Origin of the sequence: Streptomyces sp. NPDC013455 (assembly GCF_040632975.1) — a bacterium.
Classification (GTDB): domain Bacteria; phylum Actinomycetota; class Actinomycetes; order Streptomycetales; family Streptomycetaceae; genus Streptomyces.
On record NZ_JBEYCX010000021.1, the window covers coordinates 1 to 19,929 of the forward strand.

The 19,929-nt window shown below is 72.4% G+C and carries 20 protein-coding genes; 15 read left to right on the top strand and 5 right to left on the bottom strand.

Going from position 1 to position 19,929, the window contains the following annotated elements:
• Window positions 1-107: 107 nt before the first annotated feature.
• The 9 genes from ABZ576_RS27800 (at window position 108) to ABZ576_RS27840 (ending at window position 7,873) form a co-directional block, all read left to right on the top strand.
• The gene (locus tag ABZ576_RS27800; protein ID WP_360746467.1) at window positions 108-752 is read left to right on the top strand and encodes an HAD family hydrolase; all 645 of its coding nucleotides are present in this window, start codon (window positions 108-110) and stop codon (window positions 750-752) included.
• A gap of 92 nt (window positions 753-844) precedes the next feature.
• Window positions 845-1,555, top strand: a complete 711-nt coding sequence (locus ABZ576_RS27805; RefSeq protein ID WP_360746470.1) for a VC0807 family protein — start codon at window positions 845-847, stop codon at window positions 1,553-1,555.
• A gap of 169 nt (window positions 1,556-1,724) precedes the next feature.
• Window positions 1,725-2,945 carry an MFS transporter gene (locus ABZ576_RS27810; protein ID WP_360746473.1) on the top strand — a complete coding sequence of 407 codons (1,221 nt, stop codon included), beginning with the start codon at window positions 1,725-1,727 and terminating at the stop codon, window positions 2,943-2,945.
• Entirely contained in the window at window positions 2,896-4,068 is a 1,173-nt protein-coding gene (locus tag ABZ576_RS27815) for an acetoin utilization protein AcuC (protein ID WP_360746476.1), read from the top strand. The genes ABZ576_RS27810 and ABZ576_RS27815 overlap by 50 nt, the downstream gene beginning before the upstream one ends.
• A 92-nt stretch (window positions 4,069-4,160) precedes the next feature.
• Window positions 4,161-4,976, top strand: coding sequence for a phosphatase (locus tag ABZ576_RS27820; RefSeq protein WP_360746478.1), 816 nt, complete (start codon window positions 4,161-4,163; stop codon window positions 4,974-4,976).
• 129 nt (window positions 4,977-5,105) lie between these two features.
• Window positions 5,106-5,318, top strand: a complete 213-nt coding sequence (locus ABZ576_RS27825) for a helix-turn-helix domain-containing protein (RefSeq protein WP_157847082.1) — start codon at window positions 5,106-5,108, stop codon at window positions 5,316-5,318.
• Between the two features lie 136 nt (window positions 5,319-5,454).
• A complete protein-coding gene (locus ABZ576_RS27830) occupies window positions 5,455-5,553 on the top strand; it encodes an AURKAIP1/COX24 domain-containing protein (protein WP_003948845.1) in 99 nt (32 codons plus the stop codon).
• A 183-nt stretch (window positions 5,554-5,736) separates the two neighbouring features.
• Window positions 5,737-6,798: an NAD-dependent epimerase/dehydratase family protein gene (locus ABZ576_RS27835; protein WP_360746481.1), complete on the top strand. Its 1,062-nt coding sequence runs from the start codon at window positions 5,737-5,739 to the stop codon at window positions 6,796-6,798.
• A 13-nt stretch (window positions 6,799-6,811) separates the two neighbouring features.
• A complete protein-coding gene (locus ABZ576_RS27840; protein ID WP_360746484.1) occupies window positions 6,812-7,873 on the top strand; it encodes a lysophospholipid acyltransferase family protein in 1,062 nt (353 codons plus the stop codon).
• Window positions 7,874-7,981: 108 nt separating this feature from the next.
• Here ABZ576_RS27840 and ABZ576_RS27845 read toward each other — a convergent pair whose 3' ends face one another.
• The 3 genes from ABZ576_RS27845 to ABZ576_RS27855 form a co-directional block, all read right to left on the bottom strand.
• The gene (locus ABZ576_RS27845) at window positions 7,982-9,214 is read right to left on the bottom strand and encodes a DUF5667 domain-containing protein (protein ID WP_360746487.1); all 1,233 of its coding nucleotides are present in this window, start codon (window positions 9,212-9,214) and stop codon (window positions 7,982-7,984) included.
• A 236-nt stretch (window positions 9,215-9,450) separates the two neighbouring features.
• Complete coding sequence (locus ABZ576_RS27850; protein WP_360746490.1) at window positions 9,451-10,230, bottom strand: ECF subfamily RNA polymerase sigma factor, BldN family; 780 nt, start codon at window positions 10,228-10,230, stop codon at window positions 9,451-9,453.
• A 496-nt stretch (window positions 10,231-10,726) separates the two neighbouring features.
• Window positions 10,727-11,647: an HAD-IB family hydrolase gene (locus tag ABZ576_RS27855; RefSeq protein ID WP_360746493.1), complete on the bottom strand. Its 921-nt coding sequence runs from the start codon at window positions 11,645-11,647 to the stop codon at window positions 10,727-10,729.
• A 126-nt stretch (window positions 11,648-11,773) separates the two neighbouring features.
• Here ABZ576_RS27855 and ABZ576_RS27860 point away from each other — a divergent pair, with 126 nt between their 5' ends.
• From ABZ576_RS27860 to ABZ576_RS27880, 5 genes are all read left to right on the top strand, one after another.
• Entirely contained in the window at window positions 11,774-12,046 is a 273-nt protein-coding gene (locus tag ABZ576_RS27860; protein ID WP_360746496.1) for a glutaredoxin family protein, read from the top strand.
• Window positions 12,047-12,326: 280 nt separating this feature from the next.
• On the top strand, window positions 12,327-13,091 hold the full coding sequence (locus tag ABZ576_RS27865) for a redox-sensing transcriptional repressor Rex (protein WP_360746498.1): 765 nt from the start codon (window positions 12,327-12,329) through the stop codon (window positions 13,089-13,091).
• A complete protein-coding gene (locus ABZ576_RS27870; protein WP_360746501.1) occupies window positions 13,088-14,818 on the top strand; it encodes a glutamyl-tRNA reductase in 1,731 nt (576 codons plus the stop codon). The genes ABZ576_RS27865 and ABZ576_RS27870 overlap by 4 nt, the downstream gene beginning before the upstream one ends.
• The gene (hemC, locus tag ABZ576_RS27875) at window positions 14,815-15,810 is read left to right on the top strand and encodes a hydroxymethylbilane synthase (protein ID WP_360746504.1); all 996 of its coding nucleotides are present in this window, start codon (window positions 14,815-14,817) and stop codon (window positions 15,808-15,810) included. The genes ABZ576_RS27870 and hemC overlap by 4 nt, the downstream gene beginning before the upstream one ends.
• Window positions 15,807-17,516, top strand: a complete 1,710-nt coding sequence (locus tag ABZ576_RS27880; RefSeq protein WP_360746507.1) for a bifunctional uroporphyrinogen-III C-methyltransferase/uroporphyrinogen-III synthase — start codon at window positions 15,807-15,809, stop codon at window positions 17,514-17,516. Before hemC ends, ABZ576_RS27880 begins: the two co-directional genes overlap by 4 nt.
• Before the next feature lie 137 nt (window positions 17,517-17,653).
• Here ABZ576_RS27880 and ABZ576_RS27885 read toward each other — a convergent pair whose 3' ends face one another.
• Together ABZ576_RS27885 and ABZ576_RS27890 are read right to left on the bottom strand one after the other, a co-directional pair.
• Complete coding sequence (locus ABZ576_RS27885; RefSeq protein ID WP_360746510.1) at window positions 17,654-18,220, bottom strand: hypothetical protein; 567 nt, start codon at window positions 18,218-18,220, stop codon at window positions 17,654-17,656.
• Window positions 18,220-18,648, bottom strand: a complete 429-nt coding sequence (locus ABZ576_RS27890) for a hypothetical protein (protein WP_360746513.1) — start codon at window positions 18,646-18,648, stop codon at window positions 18,220-18,222. Before ABZ576_RS27890 ends, ABZ576_RS27885 begins: the two co-directional genes overlap by 1 nt.
• A 287-nt stretch (window positions 18,649-18,935) precedes the next feature.
• On the opposite strand from ABZ576_RS27890, the gene hemB reads away from it, so the two are divergent.
• Window positions 18,936-19,928, top strand: a complete 993-nt coding sequence (gene hemB, locus ABZ576_RS27895; protein ID WP_360746517.1) for a porphobilinogen synthase — start codon at window positions 18,936-18,938, stop codon at window positions 19,926-19,928.
• Window position 19,929: the final 1 nt, after the last annotated feature.

Genomic DNA, 19,929 nt, shown 5'->3' on the forward strand with positions numbered 1-19,929 from the left:
TGGTACTGCAGGGGGGACCCTGTGGGAGAGTAGGACGCCGCCGAACAATCTTTGAGAAAACCCCCGCACCTCACGGTGCGGGGGTTTTCTGCGTTTAGGGTGTGCCCATGCGCTATGACCTGGTCATCTTCGACAACGACGGCGTCCTCGTGGACAGCGAGCCGATATCCAACCGGCTCCTGGCCGCCTATCTGACCGAGCTGGGCCACCCCACCTCGTACGAGGACTCCATCCGGGACTACATGGGGTCGGCGATGCACCGGATCCACGAACTCGTCCTGGAGCGGACGGGACAACGGCTGCCGGACGACTTCGACGACGTCTTCCACGCGCGGGTGTTCGCCGCGTTCGAACGGGAGTTGAAGCCGGTGACCGGGGCGGCCGGCGTACTGGAGAAGCTGGCGGCGGACGGCGTGCCGTACTGCGTCGCCTCCTCCGGGAGCCACGCACGGATCCGGGTGGGGCACCGGACGACCGGGCTCGACCGGTGGTTCGGCGAGGAGCGCATCTTCAGCTCGGAGGATGTGGGACGGGGGAAGCCCGCGCCGGACCTGTTCCTCCACGCGGCCGAGCGGATGGGGGTCGCCCCCGAGCGGTGCGTCGTCGTCGAGGACTCACCGCTGGGCGTACAGGCGGCCGTGGCGGCCGGAATGGACGTGTACGGGTTCACCGCGATGACGCCGGCGGAGAGGCTCGCGGGCGCGGGCCGGCTCTTCTGCCGCATGGAGGACTTGACCGGCCTGCTGGCATGACCCCGGTCGGGCATCCGGGCTGACAATTGTCACGCGGACCTCCGGACGTTCGTTCCTACTGCCCGACCCCGCCCTGCGGCGAAACTGAGGGCATGACGAAGAAGACGGGGGCCCAGGGCGCCGACCCGAGCGTGCTGGACGGTTTCAGGCCGCTGCTCATCGACGTGGCGTTGCCGCTCGGCGCGTACTACCTGCTGAAGGACGGGTTCGGGATGAGCACCTTCGCGGCGCTCGCCGGGAGCAGCATGGTGCCGGCGGTGCGGACCGTGTGGAGCCTCGCCCAGGAACGCCGGGCCAATCCGCTGGCCGCTCTCATCCTGGTGGTGAACGTCGTCTCGCTGGTGCTGAGTTTCGTCTCGGGTGACCCTCGGCTGATGCTCGCCAAGGACGGCGCGGTCAGCAGCACCGTCGGGATCGGCATCCTCGTCTCCGTGGCGCTCGGCAGGCCGATGATGACCCCGGTTGTGAAGCCCTTCCTGGTCAAGGGGGACGCGGCGCGGGAGGCCGCCTGGGAGCGGCTGCTGTCGGGCCGTGCGGCCGGCTCGGAGGCGTTCCGGCGCAAGGAGCGGGCCTTCTCCCTGGTGTGGGGCGGCGCGCTACTGCTGGAGTGCGTGGCCCGGGTGGCCGGCGCGTACACGGTCCCCGTGGACACCATGGTGTGGCTGGGCGGGGTCATGGTGGCCGTCGTGCTGGGCGCCGCGTTCGTGGTCGGCGGCGGTGCGGCCGCCGAGCCGATGGGCCGGCTGCTCGTGGCCGAGGTGGCGGCACGGCCCGAGCGCCGCGAGCCGGCCGTCACCGTCTGACCATCGCGGGCCGGCCGTCGCCGTCTCATCACCGGGCGCGGTCGTCACCGCCCGGCCACCGAGTCCGGCCGGCGCCGTCCCGCCGCCGGAGTCGGCCGGTCGAAGGTGAGGGGAATTCATCTTTGGCCGGATCTACCCACAGGTAGTCAGGGGCCCTACCCTCGCCGCCATGACTGATGTGCTGCGGCGCGGCAGGGCCTCGCTGGCGTTCGCCTTCTTCGCCCAGGGCGTGGCCTTCGCACTGCTGGTGACGCGCATCCCGGCCGTACAGGACCGGTACGGGGTCTCCGACGCGCTGCTGCCGGTCTTCCTCGCGGCCGTACCGGTCCTCGCCGGGGTGGGCAGCGTGACCACCGAGCGGCTGGTGAGGCGGGTCCCGCCCAGCCGGCTGCTGCGCTGGTCGCAGCCGGTGGTGCTGCTGGCGCTGCTCGGCGTCGCGGTGGGCGGGCCCGGGCAGGTGGCCGCGCTGGCGGTGGCGCTGGGCGGTTTCGGCCTGGCGGTGGGTGCGCTGGACGCGTCCATGAACATGCTCGGCGTGAGCCTGCAGCGGTCGTACGGGCGCAGCATCATGCTCGGTTTCCACGCCGCCTACAGCCTCGGCGGGATCGTGGGTGCCTCGCTGGCCTGGGCCGGGGCGCACTGGCACCTCGCGCTGTGGGTGTCGTACCTGCCGGTGGCGGCGGTTCTGGTGCCGGCGGCGCTGGTGGGGAGCCGGTGGTACGTCGACGGGGGTGCCGTCTCCGGCGCCGCGGGCGGACCGGGCGGGGGCGGGAGTCCCGCGTTCCGGCTGCTGCTGCCGCTGTGTCTGGTGATGACCTTCGCCTACATCGGGGACTCGACGGTCTCCAACTGGAGCGCCAAGTACCTGGAGGACGTGCTGGGCGGCTCGGAGCAGCTGGCGACCGTGCCGTACAACGTGTACATGGTGACCACGCTGCTGGGGCGGGCCGTCGGGGACTTCGGGGTGCGGTGGCTGGGGGCCGCGGCGGTCGTGCGGCTGGGGGCGCTGGTGGCGGCCGGCGGGTTCGCGGTGGTGGCCGCGGCGCCCGGCGCGTGGGTCGGGATGCTCGGGTTCACCCTGGTAGGGCTGGGGTTGTGCGTGCTGGTGCCGCAGACGTTCGCGGCGGCGGGCAGACTCTTCCCGGGTGCTTCGGACGCGGCCGTCGCGCGGCTGAACATCTTCAACTACGTGGGTTTCCTGGTCGGTTCGCCGCTCGTGGGGGCCCTGGGCGACGCGTGGAGCTACCGCGGGGCAATGCTCGTGCCGATGGTGCTGGTGCTGGTGACCTCGGGGTACGCCAGGTCGTTCGCCGGTCAACCGGACCGATACGGTGGCGGGCATGAGCGGCCGCGCACAGCTGATGTGGGACGAGGCAGTAACGGGCTATGACTTCGGCCCGCAGCATCCGATGGATCCGGTCCGGCTGGAACTGACCCGCAGGCTGGTCGGTGCCTTCGGGCTGGACCGGGAGCTGGAGGTGGTGGCGGCGAAGCCGGCCGGCGAGTCGACGCTCCGGCTGGTCCACCGGGAGGACTACATCGACGCCGTGAAGGCCGCGTCGGAGGATCCGGCGGGGGCCGACGGGTCGTACGGGCTCGGGACCGTCGACGACCCCGCGTTCGCGGGGATGCACGGGGTGTCCGCGCTGATCGCCGGGCAGTCGGTGGGGGCGGCGGAGGCGGTGTGGCGGGGGGACGCCGACCACGCCGTGAACTTCGCGGGCGGGCTGCACCACGCGATGCCGGGCGGTGCGTCGGGGTTCTGCATCTACAACGACGCGGCGCTCGCGATCGCGCGGCTGCTGGAGCTGGGGGCCGAGCGGGTCGCCTACGTGGACGTCGACGTCCACCACGGCGACGGGGTGCAGGCGGCGTTCTGGGAGGACCCGCGGGTGCTGACGATCTCCCTGCACGAGCACCCCCGTACGTTGTTCCCGCAGACGGGGTGGCCCCAGGAGACCGGCGCGGGTGCCGGGGAGGGGGCCGCGGTCAACGTGGCGCTGCCGGCCGGCACCGGGGACGCGGGGTGGCTGCGGGCGTTCCACGCGGTGGTGCCCGAGCTGCTCGCCGATTTCCGGCCGCAGGTGCTGGTGTCCCAGCACGGGGCCGACACGCACTTCGAGGACCCGCTGGCGCATCTGGCCGTCTCGCTGGACGCGCAGCGGGCGGCGCAGGTGGCCTGCCACGAGCTGGCGCACGAGTACGCGGGCGGGAAGTGGGTCGCGCTCGGCGGGGGCGGGTACGCGGTGGTGGACGTCGTCCCGCGGTCCTGGACGCATCTGGTGGGCATCGCGGCGGGCCGGCCGGTGGCTCCGGAGGCGGTGATCCCCGAGGGGTGGCGGCGGGACGTGTTCGCCCGGACCCGGCAGTTGGGGCCGCAGCGGATGACCGACGGCCGGTGGCCGGTGAGCTGGGCGTCGTGGGAGCAGGGATACGATCCCGCCGACCGCCTGGACCAGGCCGTGCTGGCGACGCGGCGGGCGGTCTTCCCCCTGCGGGGGCTGCTGCCCTGAGTGGCGCGCCGTCCCGCACGGATTAGGCCAACCGTGCGGAGTTCCCGCGTTTTCCGCCCCGCGCCCGCCCCCGGTGGGTCACCATCGCACCCGTGCCGACCCCCGCCCGACTCCGTGCGTACCTGCTGGCCGTCCGGCTGGCCGGGGTGGTGGCGACCTCGCGGGAGGACAGTCTGCGCAGTTACCGGCTGTTCGCCGCGCGGGATCCGCGTGCGCTGATCGGGATCGATCCCGAAGGGGCCTGGGGGCAGCGGGAGTTGCTCGCGTTGATGGCACGCAGGTGCGGGGTGCCGGCCGACCCCCGGTACACCTCCGGACCGGACGTGATCGATCCGGCGCGGACGCTGGCGGCGCTGGACGCGTTCGCCGGGCGGCTGCGGGAGGCGGCCCGGCGGCGGGCGCCCGTGCTGCTCGGCACCGGGCACCCGCAGCGGCTGCTGGGCTTCTACGCCGGTTTGGCGGGCGCGCTGTCGGCGGCGGGATGTGAGGTCCTCACCCCGGCGCAGGGTCGCTGTGTCGACATATTGACCCGGTTCGGTCTACGCACCCTTCGCCTCGACTACGTACGAGGGGTTGCCCTGGTGCGGGAACCGGAGGGCGAGCGCCCCGGTTGTGAGCCGGGGGTCCACAGCCACTCGCCGCTCCCGGTTCGGGTCGCGCTGGAGGCCGCGGCGGAGGCCGGCGGACCGCTGCCCGAGCTGGTCGTGGGCGACCACGGCTGGGTCTGCGGCGCTGGTCAGCTGGGGTTCGAGACCATCGGCCTGGCGGACACCGACGATCCCGCGCTGTTCGTGGGGGAGGCCGAGGGGCGGGTGGCCGTCGTCGTTCCGGTTGATGACGCGGTGCGGTCTAGTTACTACCTGCCGCTGACCCGCTACGTACTCAATCGAGCGTGTCTGTCACAGTAGGCCGCCGATGGGTGCACCTCTTCCCCACTCGCATCACCCGCCCCTAGTCTGGGGAGTGAGCACGCAACGACGAAGAGTCACCGGAAGGGGAAGCCGGTGGCCGTCGAGTGCGGAAGGTTCAGGTGTGTCATGGCTGCAGCTGGCGAGAGGCCTCTGAACGAGGTTCAGTTCCTTACCGTGGCGGAGGTCGCTGCGGTGATGCGAGTGTCGAAGATGACCGTGTACCGCCTGGTGCACAGCGGTCATCTGCCCGCCATCCGGGTCGGACGCTCGTTCCGCGTTCCGGAACAAGCGGTACACGAGTACCTCCGCGACAGCTATGTGGGGGTGGAGACAGCCTGACGGCGACCCCCGGGTGACCCGGGGGAAGCCCCTCGATTACGACCTCGGCGCTCGGTTGGGTAGGCTAGCCCCTCGTAGGTCGTGTGGGCCCATGGCGCCCAAACAACCGAGTGATGAGAAGTGAGCGAGGGTAGTCGTGGGCTCTGTTATCAAGAAGCGGCGCAAGCGGATGGCCAAGAAGAAGCACCGCAAGCTGCTCAAGCGCACGCGCGTCCAGCGCCGCAACAAGAAGTAAGCGGCGACACGAGCGTGATCTGTGGCCCCCCACCAGCACTGGTGGGGGGCCACAGGCATATACCGAAGGGGGAATTTCCGTCCCCTGGTGCCCACGGGGTCGTCACAGCGCGACATCGACCGGCTAGGTTGGCCGCACAGGGGAACGCGGGATACCGGTAACGCGGGAAGGAAGGCGCTGATCTTGGGAAGGGTCGTGCTCGTCACCGGAGTGGCCCGGCAGCTGGGCGGCCGGTTCGTGCGACGGATCCAGCGGGACCCGGAGGTCGACCGGGTGATCGCCGTGGACGCGGTGCCCCCCGCCCACCACCTGGGCGGAGCCGACTTCATCCAGGCCGACATCCGCCAGCCGGCCATCGCCCGGGTGCTCGCCGAGACGGGCGCCGACACGGTCGTCCACCTCGACGTCACCGGCACCGCACTGGGCGGCGGCAGCCGGGCCACGGTCAAGGAGACCAACGTCATCGGCACCATGCAGCTGCTCGGCGCCTGCCAGAAGTCGCCGACCGTGCAGCGGCTGGTGGTGAAGTCCAGCACGAACGTCTACGGCTCGGCGCCGCGCGATCCCGCCGTGTTCACCGAGACCACCCCGCCCAAGTCGCTGCCCAGCGGCGGCTTCGCGAAGGACACCGTGGAAGTCGAGGGGTACGTGCGCGGATTCGCCCGGCGGCGGCCGGACGTCGCCGTGTGCGTGCTGCGCTTCGCCAACATCCTCGGACCGGCCGCGGACACCCCGCTCGCCTCGTACTTCGCGCTGCCCGTGCTGCCGACCGTGTTCGGCTACGACCCGCGGCTCCAGTTCGTGCACGAGGACGACGTGATCGAGGTGCTGCGGATCGCCTCGCACGAGCCGCGCCGGGGCACCCTGAACAGCGGCACCTTCAACATCGCCGGGGACGGCGTGCTGCTGCTCTCGCAGTGCTCCCGGCGGCTCGGGCGGCCCACCGTGCCGCTGCTGCTGCCCGCGGTCACCTGGGCCGGCTCGCTGGTCCGTACGCTGGGTATGACGGACTTCTCACCGGAGCAGATCCGGCTGCTCACCCACGGGCGGGTGGTGGACACCGCCCAGATGCGCGAGACGCTGGGCTTCACGCCCAAGTACACGACGGCCGAGGCCTTCGCGGACTTCGCGCGCGGCCAGGCCCCCGGGCTGCTGCCGCCGGAGGTCCTCGCCGGGGCCGTCGACCGGGTGGCCGCGCTCACCGCGAAGGCGGGCGGCCACCCCCAGACGCACAGCGCCAACTGAGGAGAGCGGCACGATGGCGGACGCCAAGGTCATTCCGTTCGACGACGACCGGTCCCGCGGGAGCGCCGCGCAGCGCCCGGCCCGCCGCCGGAGCGGGGGCGGCCGGCGCGGGCTCGGTGAGCCGGGGGAGATCGGCGCCGTCCAGCCCCTGCCGGGCCGGGAACGGGCGCGGGAGGGCGGGCCCGCGGGCCGCGAGGAGGAGCCGGCGGAGCCGGCGGGGACCGGTGGGCGGGACGGCGGCCTGGAGCGGCGGGTGGCGGCCGGGCTGGCCTTCCTGCGGCGCCGGCTCACCGGGGACTACGAGGTCGACGACTTCGGCTACGACGAGGAGCTGACCGACCAGGTCCTGATGTCGCTGCTGCGGCCGGTGTACGAGAAGTACTTCCGCGTCGAGGTGAAGGGCGTCGAGAACATCCCGGCCGAGGGCGGGGCCCTGATCGTCGCCAACCACTCCGGCACGCTGCCGCTGGACGGGCTGATGATGCAGGTGGCGGTGCACGACCACCACCCGGCCGGCCGGCACCTCCGGCTCCTCGCCGCCGACCTGGTCTTCGTGCTGCCGGTGGTCAACGAGCTGGCCCGCAAGCTGGGGCACACCCTCGCCTGCGCGGAGGACGCGGAACGGCTGCTCGGGCAGGGCGAGCTGGTCGGGGTGATGCCGGAGGGCTTCAAGGGCATCGGGAAGCCGTTCAGCGAGCGCTACAAGCTGCAGCGGTTCGGCCGGGGCGGCTTCGTCTCCACGGCGCTGCGCCAGGGCGCGCCGATCATCCCGTGCTCGATCGTCGGGGCCGAGGAGATCTACCCGATGATCGGCAACGCCAAGACGCTGGCCCGGCTGCTGGGCTTCCCGTACTTCCCGCTGACGCCGACCTTCCCCTGGCTGGGTCCGCTGGGTGCCGTCCCGCTGCCGACGAAGTGGACGATCCAGTTCGGGGAGCCGATCGCGACGGACGGCTATCCGCCGGAGGCGGCCGAGGATCCGATGCTGATGTTCAACCTGACCGACCAGGTCCGCGAGCAGATCCAGCACACGCTGTACAAGCTGCTGGTGCAGCGGCGGTCGGTGTTCTTCTGAGTTCTACCGGCTCCTTCTGAGTTTCTCCGACGGGGGCGCGCCCGGGTGTGCGTCGAGGGGCGCCCCTGCTCGGAAAGGGGCGCCCCTCGACGCGGTGGCCGCAACGGGTCAGTCCGTGTCCTCGCCCTCGATGCCCAGGCCCGGGAGCAGGTCGGGGATGAGCGGGGGGATCGTGACGTCCGGCTGGTCCGGGGTGTTGCCGGCGGACGGGCTGCTGCTGTCCGTACCGGTCTTCGGCGGGTCGAGCAGGCCGCCCGTGTCGCCGCCGATGAGGCCCTCGCCGCTGCTGCCGGTGGCCGGGCCGCTCGGGGCGCCGGTGCGGGCGTGCTTGCCTGCGGACGGGGTGCTGCCGGCGGAGCTGGGCGCGGTCGACCGGTCGCTGCCGGTGGAACCCGTGGACGCCGACCCCGGGCCGCTGTGCCGCCCGTCGTCGCCGGAGCGGGCCGGCGGCTGGGGCAGCAGCGACTGGAGTGGGGCGACCTCTTCGTCTATGGCGTCGAAGACCGAGGAGACCTGTTGTTTGACGTCTCCCAGCTGCACGGGCAGCTTGTCGCTGAGGGCGCTCCAGGCCTCGCGGTGCGATCTGGAGAAGGCCGACAGTGCCTGGATGGGCCCCAGGGAGTCGGGATCGGCCTCATAGGCGGCGTGCAGCAGCCGGTGGCCCTCGGTGACGTCGTGCTGCATCCCGGACAGGGTGCGGCGGATCTCGCCGATGGACTCGTGGTCGAGGTGGCCGCCCCGGCCCCGTTCCAGCAGCCGGCGGGCCTCGCTCAGCCGGGTGGACGCCTGGTCGAGGTAGGTCTGGCCGCGCTGGTCGTCGCCGTCGGCCAGATAGTTGAGCTTGAAGTCCTCGATGCCGCGTTTGAGGCCGTAGAGCGAGTCGCCGGGCAGGGCGTCGGAGCTCGCGGCGGCGACCCCGCCGAAGGCCCCGGCGGCCACGCCCACGCTCAGCCCGCCGGCCGCGAGCCCCTTGGTCAGTCTCGAACGCGGGCGGAACTTGCCCAGTGGGCTCGCCCGGTGCGCGCCCCTGCCCCGGTGCGTGCGCTGTTCCGGTACCGACGCGTCCGCCGCCCCCGTGCCTTCCTGGAGCATGGCCTCCATCGCGGCCACCAGCTGGGCCCGCTGGACGACCTTGACGTCCGGGTCGAGCTGCGGCTTGGGCAGCGCGCCGAGACCCGCCGCCAGGGCCAGCAGCTCGCCCTGCCCGGCGTGATCCTCGGCGGCCGACGGTGATTCCGCCGGTGCTGCGGACTGCTCGGCCGCCGTGTCCGGGTCGGACTGCTCGTCCAGGGCCTGGGCGAAGGCGTTCGCCCGCCGGTGCGCCGATACGTTCGCGATCACTGGCGGCACCTCCTCTCGTCATGACGGTCGACTCCCCAGGGGGTCCTGAGGGTTGCACGCCCGCGACCGGGTCCCACGATCGAGCGATCGGGGACGGCCGGGACGTGACCACAGGGAGCCTGTATCCCGCACAACGACTGGCGCGGCACTTGGGTTACGGACGGCGGATGATCGGATCAGAAAGGCAACGGGCCTTCACTCCGCGTGAGTTGGGGGTGGCCCTCCGTTGCCCCCGCTCAGCGCGCGTCGTCCGGCAGCAGCCGGGCGAGGGTGCGGACGGCGCGGTACTGGAGGGTCTTGATGGCGCCCTCGTTCTTGCCCATGACCCGGGCGGTCTCGGCGACGGAGAGGCCCTGGAGGAAGCGGAGCGTCACGCACTCCTGCTGCTGCGGGTTGAGCCGCCGTACGGCGTCGAGCAGGGCGGCGTTCGACAGGGACTCCAGGACGGAGTCCTCCGGGGAGCGCTCGACCTCGTTGGCGTCGAGCATCTCCCCGGTGGTGACCTCCAGCCGGAAGCGGCTGGACTTGAAGTGGTCGGCGACCAGGTTCCGGGCGATCGTGACGAGCCACGCGCCGAAGTCGCGGCCCTGCCAGGTGAAGGTGCCGATCCTTCTGAGCGCCCGCAGAAAGGTCTCACTGGTGAGGTCCTCGGCGGTGGCGCGGCTGCCGACGCGGTAGTAGATGTACCGGTACACGGTGTCGCTGTACTGGTCGTAGAGCCGTCCGAACGCCTCGGCCTCACCGGCCTGGGCGCGTTCGACGAGATCCATCATCCGGGCGCTGTCGCTGTCGGCGGCAGGGCGGCGGGCGGCGGCCGCGCCGGTGGCACGCCCTCGTCTGCCGACGGCGGCGCTGCCGTCGGCCAGTGCGTAGCACGGGCTTGCGGGCGCGGCGGCGGCGAAGGCGGGGACGGCGTACGCGGTGGGGACGAAGCCGCGCAGCGTCTCTTTGACCGTCGCGACCGTTGCGCGCAGCGTAGCCAGGCCCGAGGCGTCAACCCCGACGTGTGGGTACACGGGACTCCCAGAGGCAGAGCTTCCATCACGTGCAGTGCGGGACCTTTCACCCGTCGTAGCGACGGAGGGGTACCGGATTGCGTCTGAGGAGAATAACGCTTCGTGCAGGCACTGCTACACCGAGTTGCTCAAACTATCGATTGCGTCGCATCTATAGCCGTTTGATGCCCGGTCAAGTGCCTCATAGTGATCGGTTGTTGAGCGAAAAGGGGCGTGTTTCGGTGAAGTCCGGGGCGTGTTGAAATGGCCGCGGCATAATTCCGGCGCGCGGGGCAAGGCGCGGGCTTGACGGGCCGAGGGCGCGGAGGGGCTCCCGACGCGCGGGCAGGGGTGCCGGCGCGGACGGGGGAGCGGTGTCGCGGGGCAGGTGGCGCGGGCCGGGCAGTGGTGCCGGCGGCGCGGGCAGGGCGGGTGGGGCGGCGGGCCGGTGGCGCCGGCAGGGGTGGCGGTGCGGGCCCGGGGTGGCGCCGGCAGGGTCGGTGGTGCGGGTCCGCAGCTAGCGGCGCCGGCGGCTGAGTGCGATGGCGGCCGCCGTGCCGCCGGCGACCGCTCCCACGCCGGCCGCCGCCGGAATGCCGACCTTCGCCGCCTTGCGGCCCGTGCGGTAGTCCCGCAGGCGCCAGTCCTTCTCGCGGGCGTGCCTGCGCAGCTTGGCGTCGGGGTTGATCGCGTACGGGTGGCCGACCAGGGACAGCATCGGGATGTCGTTGTGGCTGTCGCTGTAGGCCGCGCAGCGGGTCAGATCGAGGCCCTCGGCCGCGGCCAGGGCGCGGACCGCCTCCGCCTTGGCGGGGCCGTGCAGCGGCTCGCCGACCAGCTTGCCGGTGTAGACGCCGTCCACCGACTCGGCCACCGTGCCGAGGGCGCCGGTGAGCCCGAGGCGGCGCGCGATCACCTGGGCGATCTCGACGGGCGCCGCGGTGACCAGCCAGACCTTCTGGCCCGCGTCCAGGTGGGCCTGGGCGAGGGCGCGGGTGCCGGGCCAGATGCGGTCGGCCATGTACTCGTCGTAGATCTCCTCGCCGATCGACTCCAGCTCGGCGACCCGGTGGCCCTTGACGATCGACAGGGCCGAGTCGCGGGCGTCCTGCATGTGCTCCGGGTCCTCGACGCCGGCCAGCCGGAACCACGCCTGCTGCCAGGCGAACCGGGCCAGGTCGCGGGTCTCGAAGAACTTCCGCTTGTACAGGCCCCGGCCGAAGTGGAAGAGCGCGGCGCCCTGCATGACGGTGTTGTCGAGGTCGAAGAAGGCGGCGGCCCTGTCGTCGCCCATCACCGGGAACTCGGGTTCCTCGGGTGTGGCGCGCGGGGCCTCCTGCGAGGACTTGCGGGCGGCCTCCGCCGAAGCCTCGCCTGCCAACACGCTCCGCGCCGTGGCGGAGCGCCTACGGTGAGTGAGCCATCCGAGAGCGGCCATGACGTGAGCATAGCCAGTCGGCCAGGCGGTTCCGGATTCCAGCGGCGGGCACGGTGTGAACTCCGCGCGACAAGGCCGGCGGCGAAGCGATCCGGAACGGGTGCCGAACGCGCGAGAATGGCCGTCATGAGCCCCCTCTTCCGACGCAAGGCGGAGCCGCGCGCGCGGCTCGTCACGCTCATCCGCAAGCCCGGCTGTCACCTGTGCGACGACGCGCAGCTGGTCGTGGAGAAGGTGTGCGGCGACCTCGGCGTGCCGTGGGAGCCGAAGGACATCACCGAGGACCAGGACCTCCACGACCGCTACTGGGAGCAGATCCCGGTCGTCCTCGTCGACGGTGAACAGCACACCTTCTGGCGCGTGAACGAGGAGCGACTGCGCCGGGCACTGACCGAGTAGTCCAAACCGGGCGGAAAGTCGCTTAGGATCGACGGCGGTTTGGTCTCGGGGGCGGGATTCGTGAGGAGTGTGTGCGGTTTTGCCCCCAGTAATGAAGGAGTACCGGTGCGTGTGCGCCGGTTCCCGCCGAGGTCGCGAAACCCGCGTGACCCCGGTCACTTCTGCCGGGCAAATCGGACACCATCTTTGTGCACGCGTTCACAAAGACATAGCCTGCTGTCGACGGGGCGGTCTGGGGACGTATGACCGCCTACAGCCCCGCTCTACCCGCAGGAGCACCGTGGCAACTGGCCGAACTCACCGACCGGCGACCCGTAGCCGAGGAATTCCCGAGGCCACCGTCGCCCGGCTTCCGCTGTACCTCCGAGCCCTGACCGCGCTGTCGGAGCGCTCGGTACCCACGGTCTCCTCCGAGGAGCTGGCCGCGGCGGCGGGGGTCAATTCCGCCAAGCTGCGCAAGGACTTCTCGTACCTGGGTTCCTACGGAACGCGCGGTGTCGGCTACGACGTCGAGTATCTCGTCTACCAGATCTCCCGCGAACTCGGCCTGACCCAGGACTGGCCGGTCGTCATCGTCGGTATCGGCAACCTCGGCGCCGCTCTCGCCAACTACGGCGGGTTCGCCTCCCGCGGGTTCCGGGTGGCCGCGCTGATCGACGCCGACCCGGCGATGGCCGGCAAGCCGGTCGCGGGCATCCCGGTGCAGCACACCGACGACCTCGAGAAGATCATCAAGGACAACGGGGTCTCGATCGGCGTGATCGCCACCCCCGCCGGTGCCGCCCAGCAGGTCTGCGACCGGCTCGTGGCCGCCGGTGTGACCTCCATCCTGAACTTCGCGCCGACCGTGCTGTCCGTCCCGGACGGCGTCGACGTGCGCAAGGTCGACCTCTCCATCGAGCTGCAGATCCTCGCCTTCCACGAGCAGCGCAAGGCCGGTGAGGAGACCGCCGCGGGCGACGGCGCGCTGCCCGCCGCCACCGCGCGCGAGGACTCCGCCGACCAGGGACCCGACGGGGACGTACCCGCCGTGATGCCGGCATGAGCCTCCTCGTCGTCGGACTGAGCCACCGCAGCGCCCCGGTCAGCGTGCTGGAGCGGGCCGCGCTGAGCGCGGACGCCCAGATCAAGCTGCTCCAGGACACGGTCGCCGCCGAGCCCGCCACCGAGGCCGCGGTGCTCGCCACCTGCAACCGCATCGAGCTGTACGCGGACGTGGACAAGTTCCACGCCGGTGTCGCCGAGCTGTCCACGCTGCTGGCCCAGCACAGCGGCGTCGGCCTCGACGAGCTGACCCCCTATCTCTACGTGCACTACGAGGACCGGGCCGTCCACCACCTGTTCTCGGTGGCCTGCGGCCTGGACTCGATGGTCGTCGGCGAGGGCCAGATCCTCGGCCAGATCAAGGACTCCCTGGCCCGCGCCCAGGAGCTGCACACCGCCGGCAAGCTGCTGAACGACCTGTTCCAGCAGGCCCTGCGGGTGGGCAAGCGCGCCCACTCCGAGACCGGCATCGACCGCGCCGGCCAGTCCCTGGTCACCTTCGGCCTGGAGCAGCTGGCCGCGGGCGGTGACGTGCGGCAGTGGGCCACGGGCCGCACGGCGCTGGTCATCGGTGCCGGGTCGATGTCGTCCCTGGCCGCCGCGACGCTCGCGCGCGCCGGGGTCGCCGAGGTCGTCGTCGCCAACCGCACCTTCGAGCGCGCCGAGCGGCTCGCCCTCCTGCTCGAGGAGCAGCACGGACACGGCGTCGCCGAGGATGAGGACACCGCGGGCGTGACGGCCCGCGCGGTGCGCATGGACGCGGTGGCCGACGAGCTGACACGTGCCGACGTCGTCGTCTCGTGTACCGGGGCGACGGGTCTGGTGCTCACGGCGGAGACGGTCGCGCAGGCGGTCGAGGGCCGCACCGGCGCCCCCGCCGCCGAACTCGACGGCAGCGGCGACGGCGCCTCCACGGCCGGCAGGACCAAGGCCGCGCTGCCGCCCACCAGCGTCGGCACCGAGGAGAACTGCCCGCTGGACCTCGCCGCCGTACAGCCCGGCTTCTCGCTCATGGGCGAGGCCGCCGTGGCCGGCATGGACGCGGCCACCCTGGAACAGCACGCGGCCTGGGCCGCGGGCGGCGCCGTGGACCGCCGTGAACGCCGGGGCCCGGAGGCCGACGCCGAGCTGATCACCGCGCTCGCCGTGACCGCCGCCACCGTCGGCCGCATCCCCGAGCGCCGCAGGCCGGAACCGGTCGCCGAGATCCCGCGCCCGGCCCCGGCCGTCTTCCTCCTCGACCTCGCCATGCCCCGTGACATCGACGCGGCCGTGCACCGGCTGGCCGGGGTGCGGCTGGTGGACATCGAGTCGCTGGCGGAAGCGTCCGCCGACGCGCCGATGGCGGCGGACGTGGACCAGGTCCGGCGTATCGTCTCCGACGAGGTCGCGGCCTTCGGCGCGGCCCAGCGGGCGGCGCACATCACGCCGACCGTGGTCGCGCTGCGCACCATGGCCGCCGACGTCGTCGCCGGTGAGATCGCCCGCCTCGACGGCCGGCTGCCCGGCCTGGACGAACGCCAGCGCAGCGAGATCCGGCAGACCGTGCACCGGGTCGTGGACAAGCTGCTGCACGCGCCGACCGTACGGGTGAAGCAGCTCGCGGCCGAGCCCGGCGGCGCCGGGTACGCGGACGCGCTGCGCACCCTGTTCGACCTCGACCCCGAGACGGTGGCTGCCGTCTCCCGGGCCGGGGACAGCACAGAGAAGAAGGACCGACCGGCATGACTGAGAAGGCTTTGAGGCTGGGGACCAGGCGCAGCAAGCTCGCCATGGCCCAGTCCGGCCAGGTGGCGGAGGCCGTCCGCCGGGTGACCGGGCGGCCCGTCGAGCTGGTCGAGATCACCACGTACGGTGATGTCTCCCGCGAGGCGCTCGCGCAGATCGGCGGCACCGGCGTGTTCGTCACCGCGCTGCGGGACGCGCTGCTCAAGGGGGAGGTCGACTTCGCGGTTCATTCGCTGAAGGACCTGCCGACCACGCAGCCCGAGGAGCTGGTCCTGGCCGCCGTACCGGTGCGCGAGGACCCGCGGGACGTGCTCGTCGCGCGCGACGCGCTGAAGTTCACCGACCTGCCGCGCGGGGCCCGCATCGGCACCGGCTCGCCGCGCCGCATGGCGCAGCTGAACGCGTACGCCCGCGCCCACGGCCTGGACATCGAGACCGTCCCGATCCGCGGCAACGTCGACACCCGGATCGGATACGTCCGGGCCGGCGAGCTGGACGCGGTGGTGCTGGCCGCCGCCGGACTGAACCGGATCGGCCGGATCGACGAGGTGACCGACTTCCTGTCGGTCGACACGGTTTTGCCCGCCCCCGGCCAGGGGGCCCTGGCGATCGAGTGTGCCGCGGACCGCGCGGACCTGATCGCGGCGCTCGGCGCGCTCGACGACCCGTACACGCGGGCCGCCGTCACCGCCGAACGGTCACTGCTCGCCGCCCTGGAGGCCGGCTGCTCCGCCCCTGTGGGCGCGCTGGCCGACCTTCCCCCGCTCTCGGCTCCGCTGGAGCGGGGGGACCCCCAGGCCGACCGGCAGATTGTCAAGGAAATGCGCCTGCGCGGCGTCGTCGGCACGACCGACGGCACTCGCATGGTGCAGCTGTCCACCACCGGTCCCGTGCCCCAGACGCACGACCAGGCGTGGGTACTCGGTCGCGAACTCGCCACCGAGATGCTCGCCCAGGGCGCGGCCGGTCTGATGGGGGAGCGAGCACATTGAGCCCCACCACCCTTCCCGCCGGTCCGGAACACGGGCACGTCACCTTCCTCGGTGCCGGACCCGGGGATCCGGGACTGCTGACTCTGCGCGCCGTGGAGGCGCTGTCGCACGCGGACGTCCTGGTCGCCGAGCACGAGGTGCTCGACGTCATCCGGACGCACGCCCGACAGGGCGTCTCCGTGGTGCAGACGGACGCGGACTCCTCTGCGGTGTCCCCGCCGGGCACGGGCACGCCCCAGCTGACGGTCGTTGACGGCACGTCAACACCCGCCGCTGTCCCGGCTGCTGCCCGGGATGCCGCTCATCTTGTCATGGAGGCCGCGCGGGGCGGCAGGCGGGTCGTCCGTGCCGTGTCCGGGGACCCGGGACTCGATACGTACGCGGCCGAGGAGATGCTCGCCTGCGCCGCCGCCGGGGTGCCCTTCGAGGTCGTCCCCGGTGTGGCGGCGGCGGTCGGCGTGCCCGCGTACGCGGGTGTGCCGCTGCGGGACGCGGAGGGCGCGGACGTCCGGTTCGTGGACGCCCGTACCGCCTCCGACCGCTGCTGGACGGAGGTGGGCGCGTCGGACGGCACGGTGGTCGTCTCCACGACCCTGGACTCCGTGGCGGCCGCGGCGGGCGAGCTGGTCTCGGCGGGCCGCAAGCCGGACACCCCCCTCACGGTGACGATCGCCGGTACGACGACCCGCCAGCGGACCTGGACGGCGACCCTCGGCACGATCGCGCAGACCCTGAAGCAGGCGAAGGTCCTGCCGTCGCCCGACGGCGGCCGGCCGGTGATAGCCGTGGTCGGTGAGCGCAGTGCCGCCGCCCGGCGCGACCAGTTGTCGTGGTTCGAGTCCAAGCCGCTGTTCGGCTGGAAGGTGCTCGTACCGCGGACGAAGGAGCAGGCGGCGTCGCTCTCCGACCAGCTGCGGTCCTACGGCGCGGTGCCGCACGAGGTCCCGACGATCGCGGTGGAGCCCCCGCGCACCCCGCAGCAGATGGAACGCGCGGTCAAGGGCCTGGTGACGGGCCGCTACGAGTGGATCGCCTTCACATCCGTCAACGCGGTGAAGGCGGTCCGGGAGAAGTTCGAGGAGTACGGCCTCGACGCCCGTGCCTTCGCGGGCATCAAGGTGGCCGCGGTGGGCGAGCAGACGGCGAAGGCCCTGATCGCCTTCGGTGTGAAGCCGGACCTGGTCCCGAGCGGCGAGCAGTCGGCGGCCGGCCTCCTGGAGGACTGGCCCCCCTACGACCCGGTCTTCGACCCGATCGACCGCGTCTTCCTGCCCCGCGCCGACATCGCGACCGAGACCCTGGTCGCCGGTCTGATCGAGCTGGGCTGGGAGGTCGACGACGTCACGGCGTACCGCACCGTGCGCGCCTCGCCGCCCCCGGCGGAGACCCGCGAGGCGATCAAGGGCGGCGGCTTCGACGCGGTCCTGTTCACGTCGTCGTCCACGGTGCGGAACCTGGTGGGCATCGCCGGCAAGCCGCACAACGTCACGGTGATCGCGTGTATCGGCCCGGCCACGGCGAAGACCGCCGAGGAACACGGCCTGCGCGTCGACGTCATGGCCCCGGAGCCGTCCGTGCACAAGCTGGCGGAGGCGCTGGCCGACTTCGGGATGCGCCGTCGCGCGGCGGCCCTGGAGGCCGGCGACCCCGTGACGCGTCCCAGCGAGCGCCGGCCGGGAGCGCGGAGGCGTCGTACGACGACGTGACCGTCGGCCGCCGCCGTCATCAGGGGTGCCAGGGCTTCGGCCCGGGCACCCCTGCGGCGTTCCGCGCCGTCAGCGCTCCGAGGCGTACGGCGGGAAGGTCGCCCGCACCGTGCGGGTGAGGGCGAGGCCGGGGGGCGTCACGACCATCCTGCGACCTCCCAGCACGGAGACCACCACGCGGCCCGGTCCCGGTCCGCTTTCCGTCGTGCGTCCGACAGGGCGCTCTCATCGCCCCGGGCATAGGCCCGCTGGGCCGCCTCGACATCCTCGATGGTGTACCGGATCGACCGGGCGATCTCGGGATCACCCACGGTCGAAGCCGCCTCTTGCAGTTGTTGGACGTACCTCTTGACCGACAGGTCATCGGGGAACAGCAGTGACACGGGAAGTCCGCCTTGATAGAAGGCGTGCAGTGCTTGCTCGCAGCCTGCGTGTTTGGCGTGGGTCTTCTGGTTCTTCTTCTGCACGTGGTCGTAGGCCCACCACGCTCCAGCGCCGAGGATTCCCACCACGATCAGGGTGACGATCCCCTTCTTCACCGACGTGACGACGGCACCCCACGGGATGGCCACGGTGCGCTTGCCGGGGGCGTGGAAGTGGTTGTTCTGGACGCTGTGGTTCCCGTCCTGCACGGCGGCCGGGCCGTGGAATGCACGATGCGCGGGACTGCCGCGGCCGTGGTCATCGCGCTGCGGTGCGGTCATCAGCTGTGGCCGAAGTGGTTGTCCTGACGGTTGTTGTCGCCCGTCTGGATCGCGGTCGGACCGTGGAAGGTACTGCCCGCGAACGGGGCTGAGGCGTCACGTGGAGCGAGGGGACCGCTGTCGATCAGCGCGCGGAGCTCCGCGACCGCGGCGTGCAGCTCGGCACCTTCCAGCCGCGTCAGCAGAACCACGAACCCAGCCTGCCAGGCGGCGGCCTGGCCGCGCGCCGCTTCCCCGTCGGGGCTGTCCGCCAGGGCTGCCGCGGTCCGGTCCAGACGTCGCCTCTCCGCTTCCTCGCTCTCGTGGCTCCCCCGGGCCATCAGGCGCGCGGCGCGGTCCCGGATCGCATGCCATCCATCCGTGCCGGCCGCCTGCACCATGGATGCGCCCCCGGCGGAGGCCAGCGCCAACAGCGACTCCGAGATCATCCGTCCACTCCCTCCGGCGAGGGCCCTTCACGATGGGCCCGCGTCCCCCCGACCGCCAGCGAAACCAGGCTAGGCGACCGGGCGTGCGACGCGGTGCGAAACGGGTGTATCCGCCTCGGTACGCCGACGGACACCGGCGGTACGGGAGCGCGGCGGGCCGGAGGCAGTACTTCCGCCGCAGGGCGTGGATCAGGTGCCCGGCGGCTTCCCCGGATGGTTCCGGGCCGCCCACCCCGTCCGACTCCGCGTCGGCAAAGGCACCGCTCGGGCGGGCGTAGCGTAGGGGCATGACGAAGTACGGATCCTTCCCCGGTACGCGTCCCCGGCGGCTGCGGACCTCGCCCGTCATGCGGCGGATGGTCGCCGAGACGCGGCTGCACCCCGCCGACTTCATCCTCCCGGCGTTCGTCCGGGAGGGCGTGAGCGAGCCGGTGCCGGTCGCGTCGATGCCCGGGGTCGTGCAGCACACCCGGGACAGCCTGAAGAAGGCGGCGCTGGAGGCGGTGGAGGCCGGGGTCTCCGGGATCATGCTGTTCGGCGTGCCGGAGGAGGCCAAGAAGGACGCCCTGGGCACACCCGGCACCGACCCGGACGGGATCCTCCAGGTCGCCATCCGGGACGTGCGCGCCGAGGTCGGCGACGACCTTCTCGTCATGTCGGACCTGTGCCTGGACGAGACCACCGACCACGGGCACTGCGGTGTGCTGGACGCCGAGGGGCGCGTCGACAACGACGCCACCCTGGAGCGGTACGCGGAGATGGCGCAGGTGCAGGCCGACGCCGGGGCCCATGTGGTCGGCCCCAGCGGGATGATGGACGGCCAGATCGGCGTCGTTCGCGACGCGCTCGACCAGATCGGGCGTGAGGACGTCGCGATCCTCGCCTACACCGCCAAGTACTCCTCGGCCTTCTACGGTCCTTTCCGCGAGGCCGTCGCCTCCTCGCTGCAGGGCGACCGCAAGACCTACCAGCAGGACCCGGCCAACTGGCGGGAGTCCCTGCGGGAGCTGGAGCTGGACCTGGCCGAGGGCGCCGACATGGTGATGGTCAAGCCGGCCGGGCCCTACCTCGACATCCTCGCCCGGGTCGCGGACGCCGTGGACGTGCCCGTCGCCGCCTACCAGATCTCCGGCGAGTACGCGATGATCGAGGCCGCCGCCGAGAAGGGCTGGCTGGACCGGGACCGGGCGATCCTCGAGACCCTGACCGGCATCAAGCGGGCCGGGGCGCGGAACATCCTCACCTACTGGGCCACCGAAGCGGCGCGGAAGCTGCGCTAGG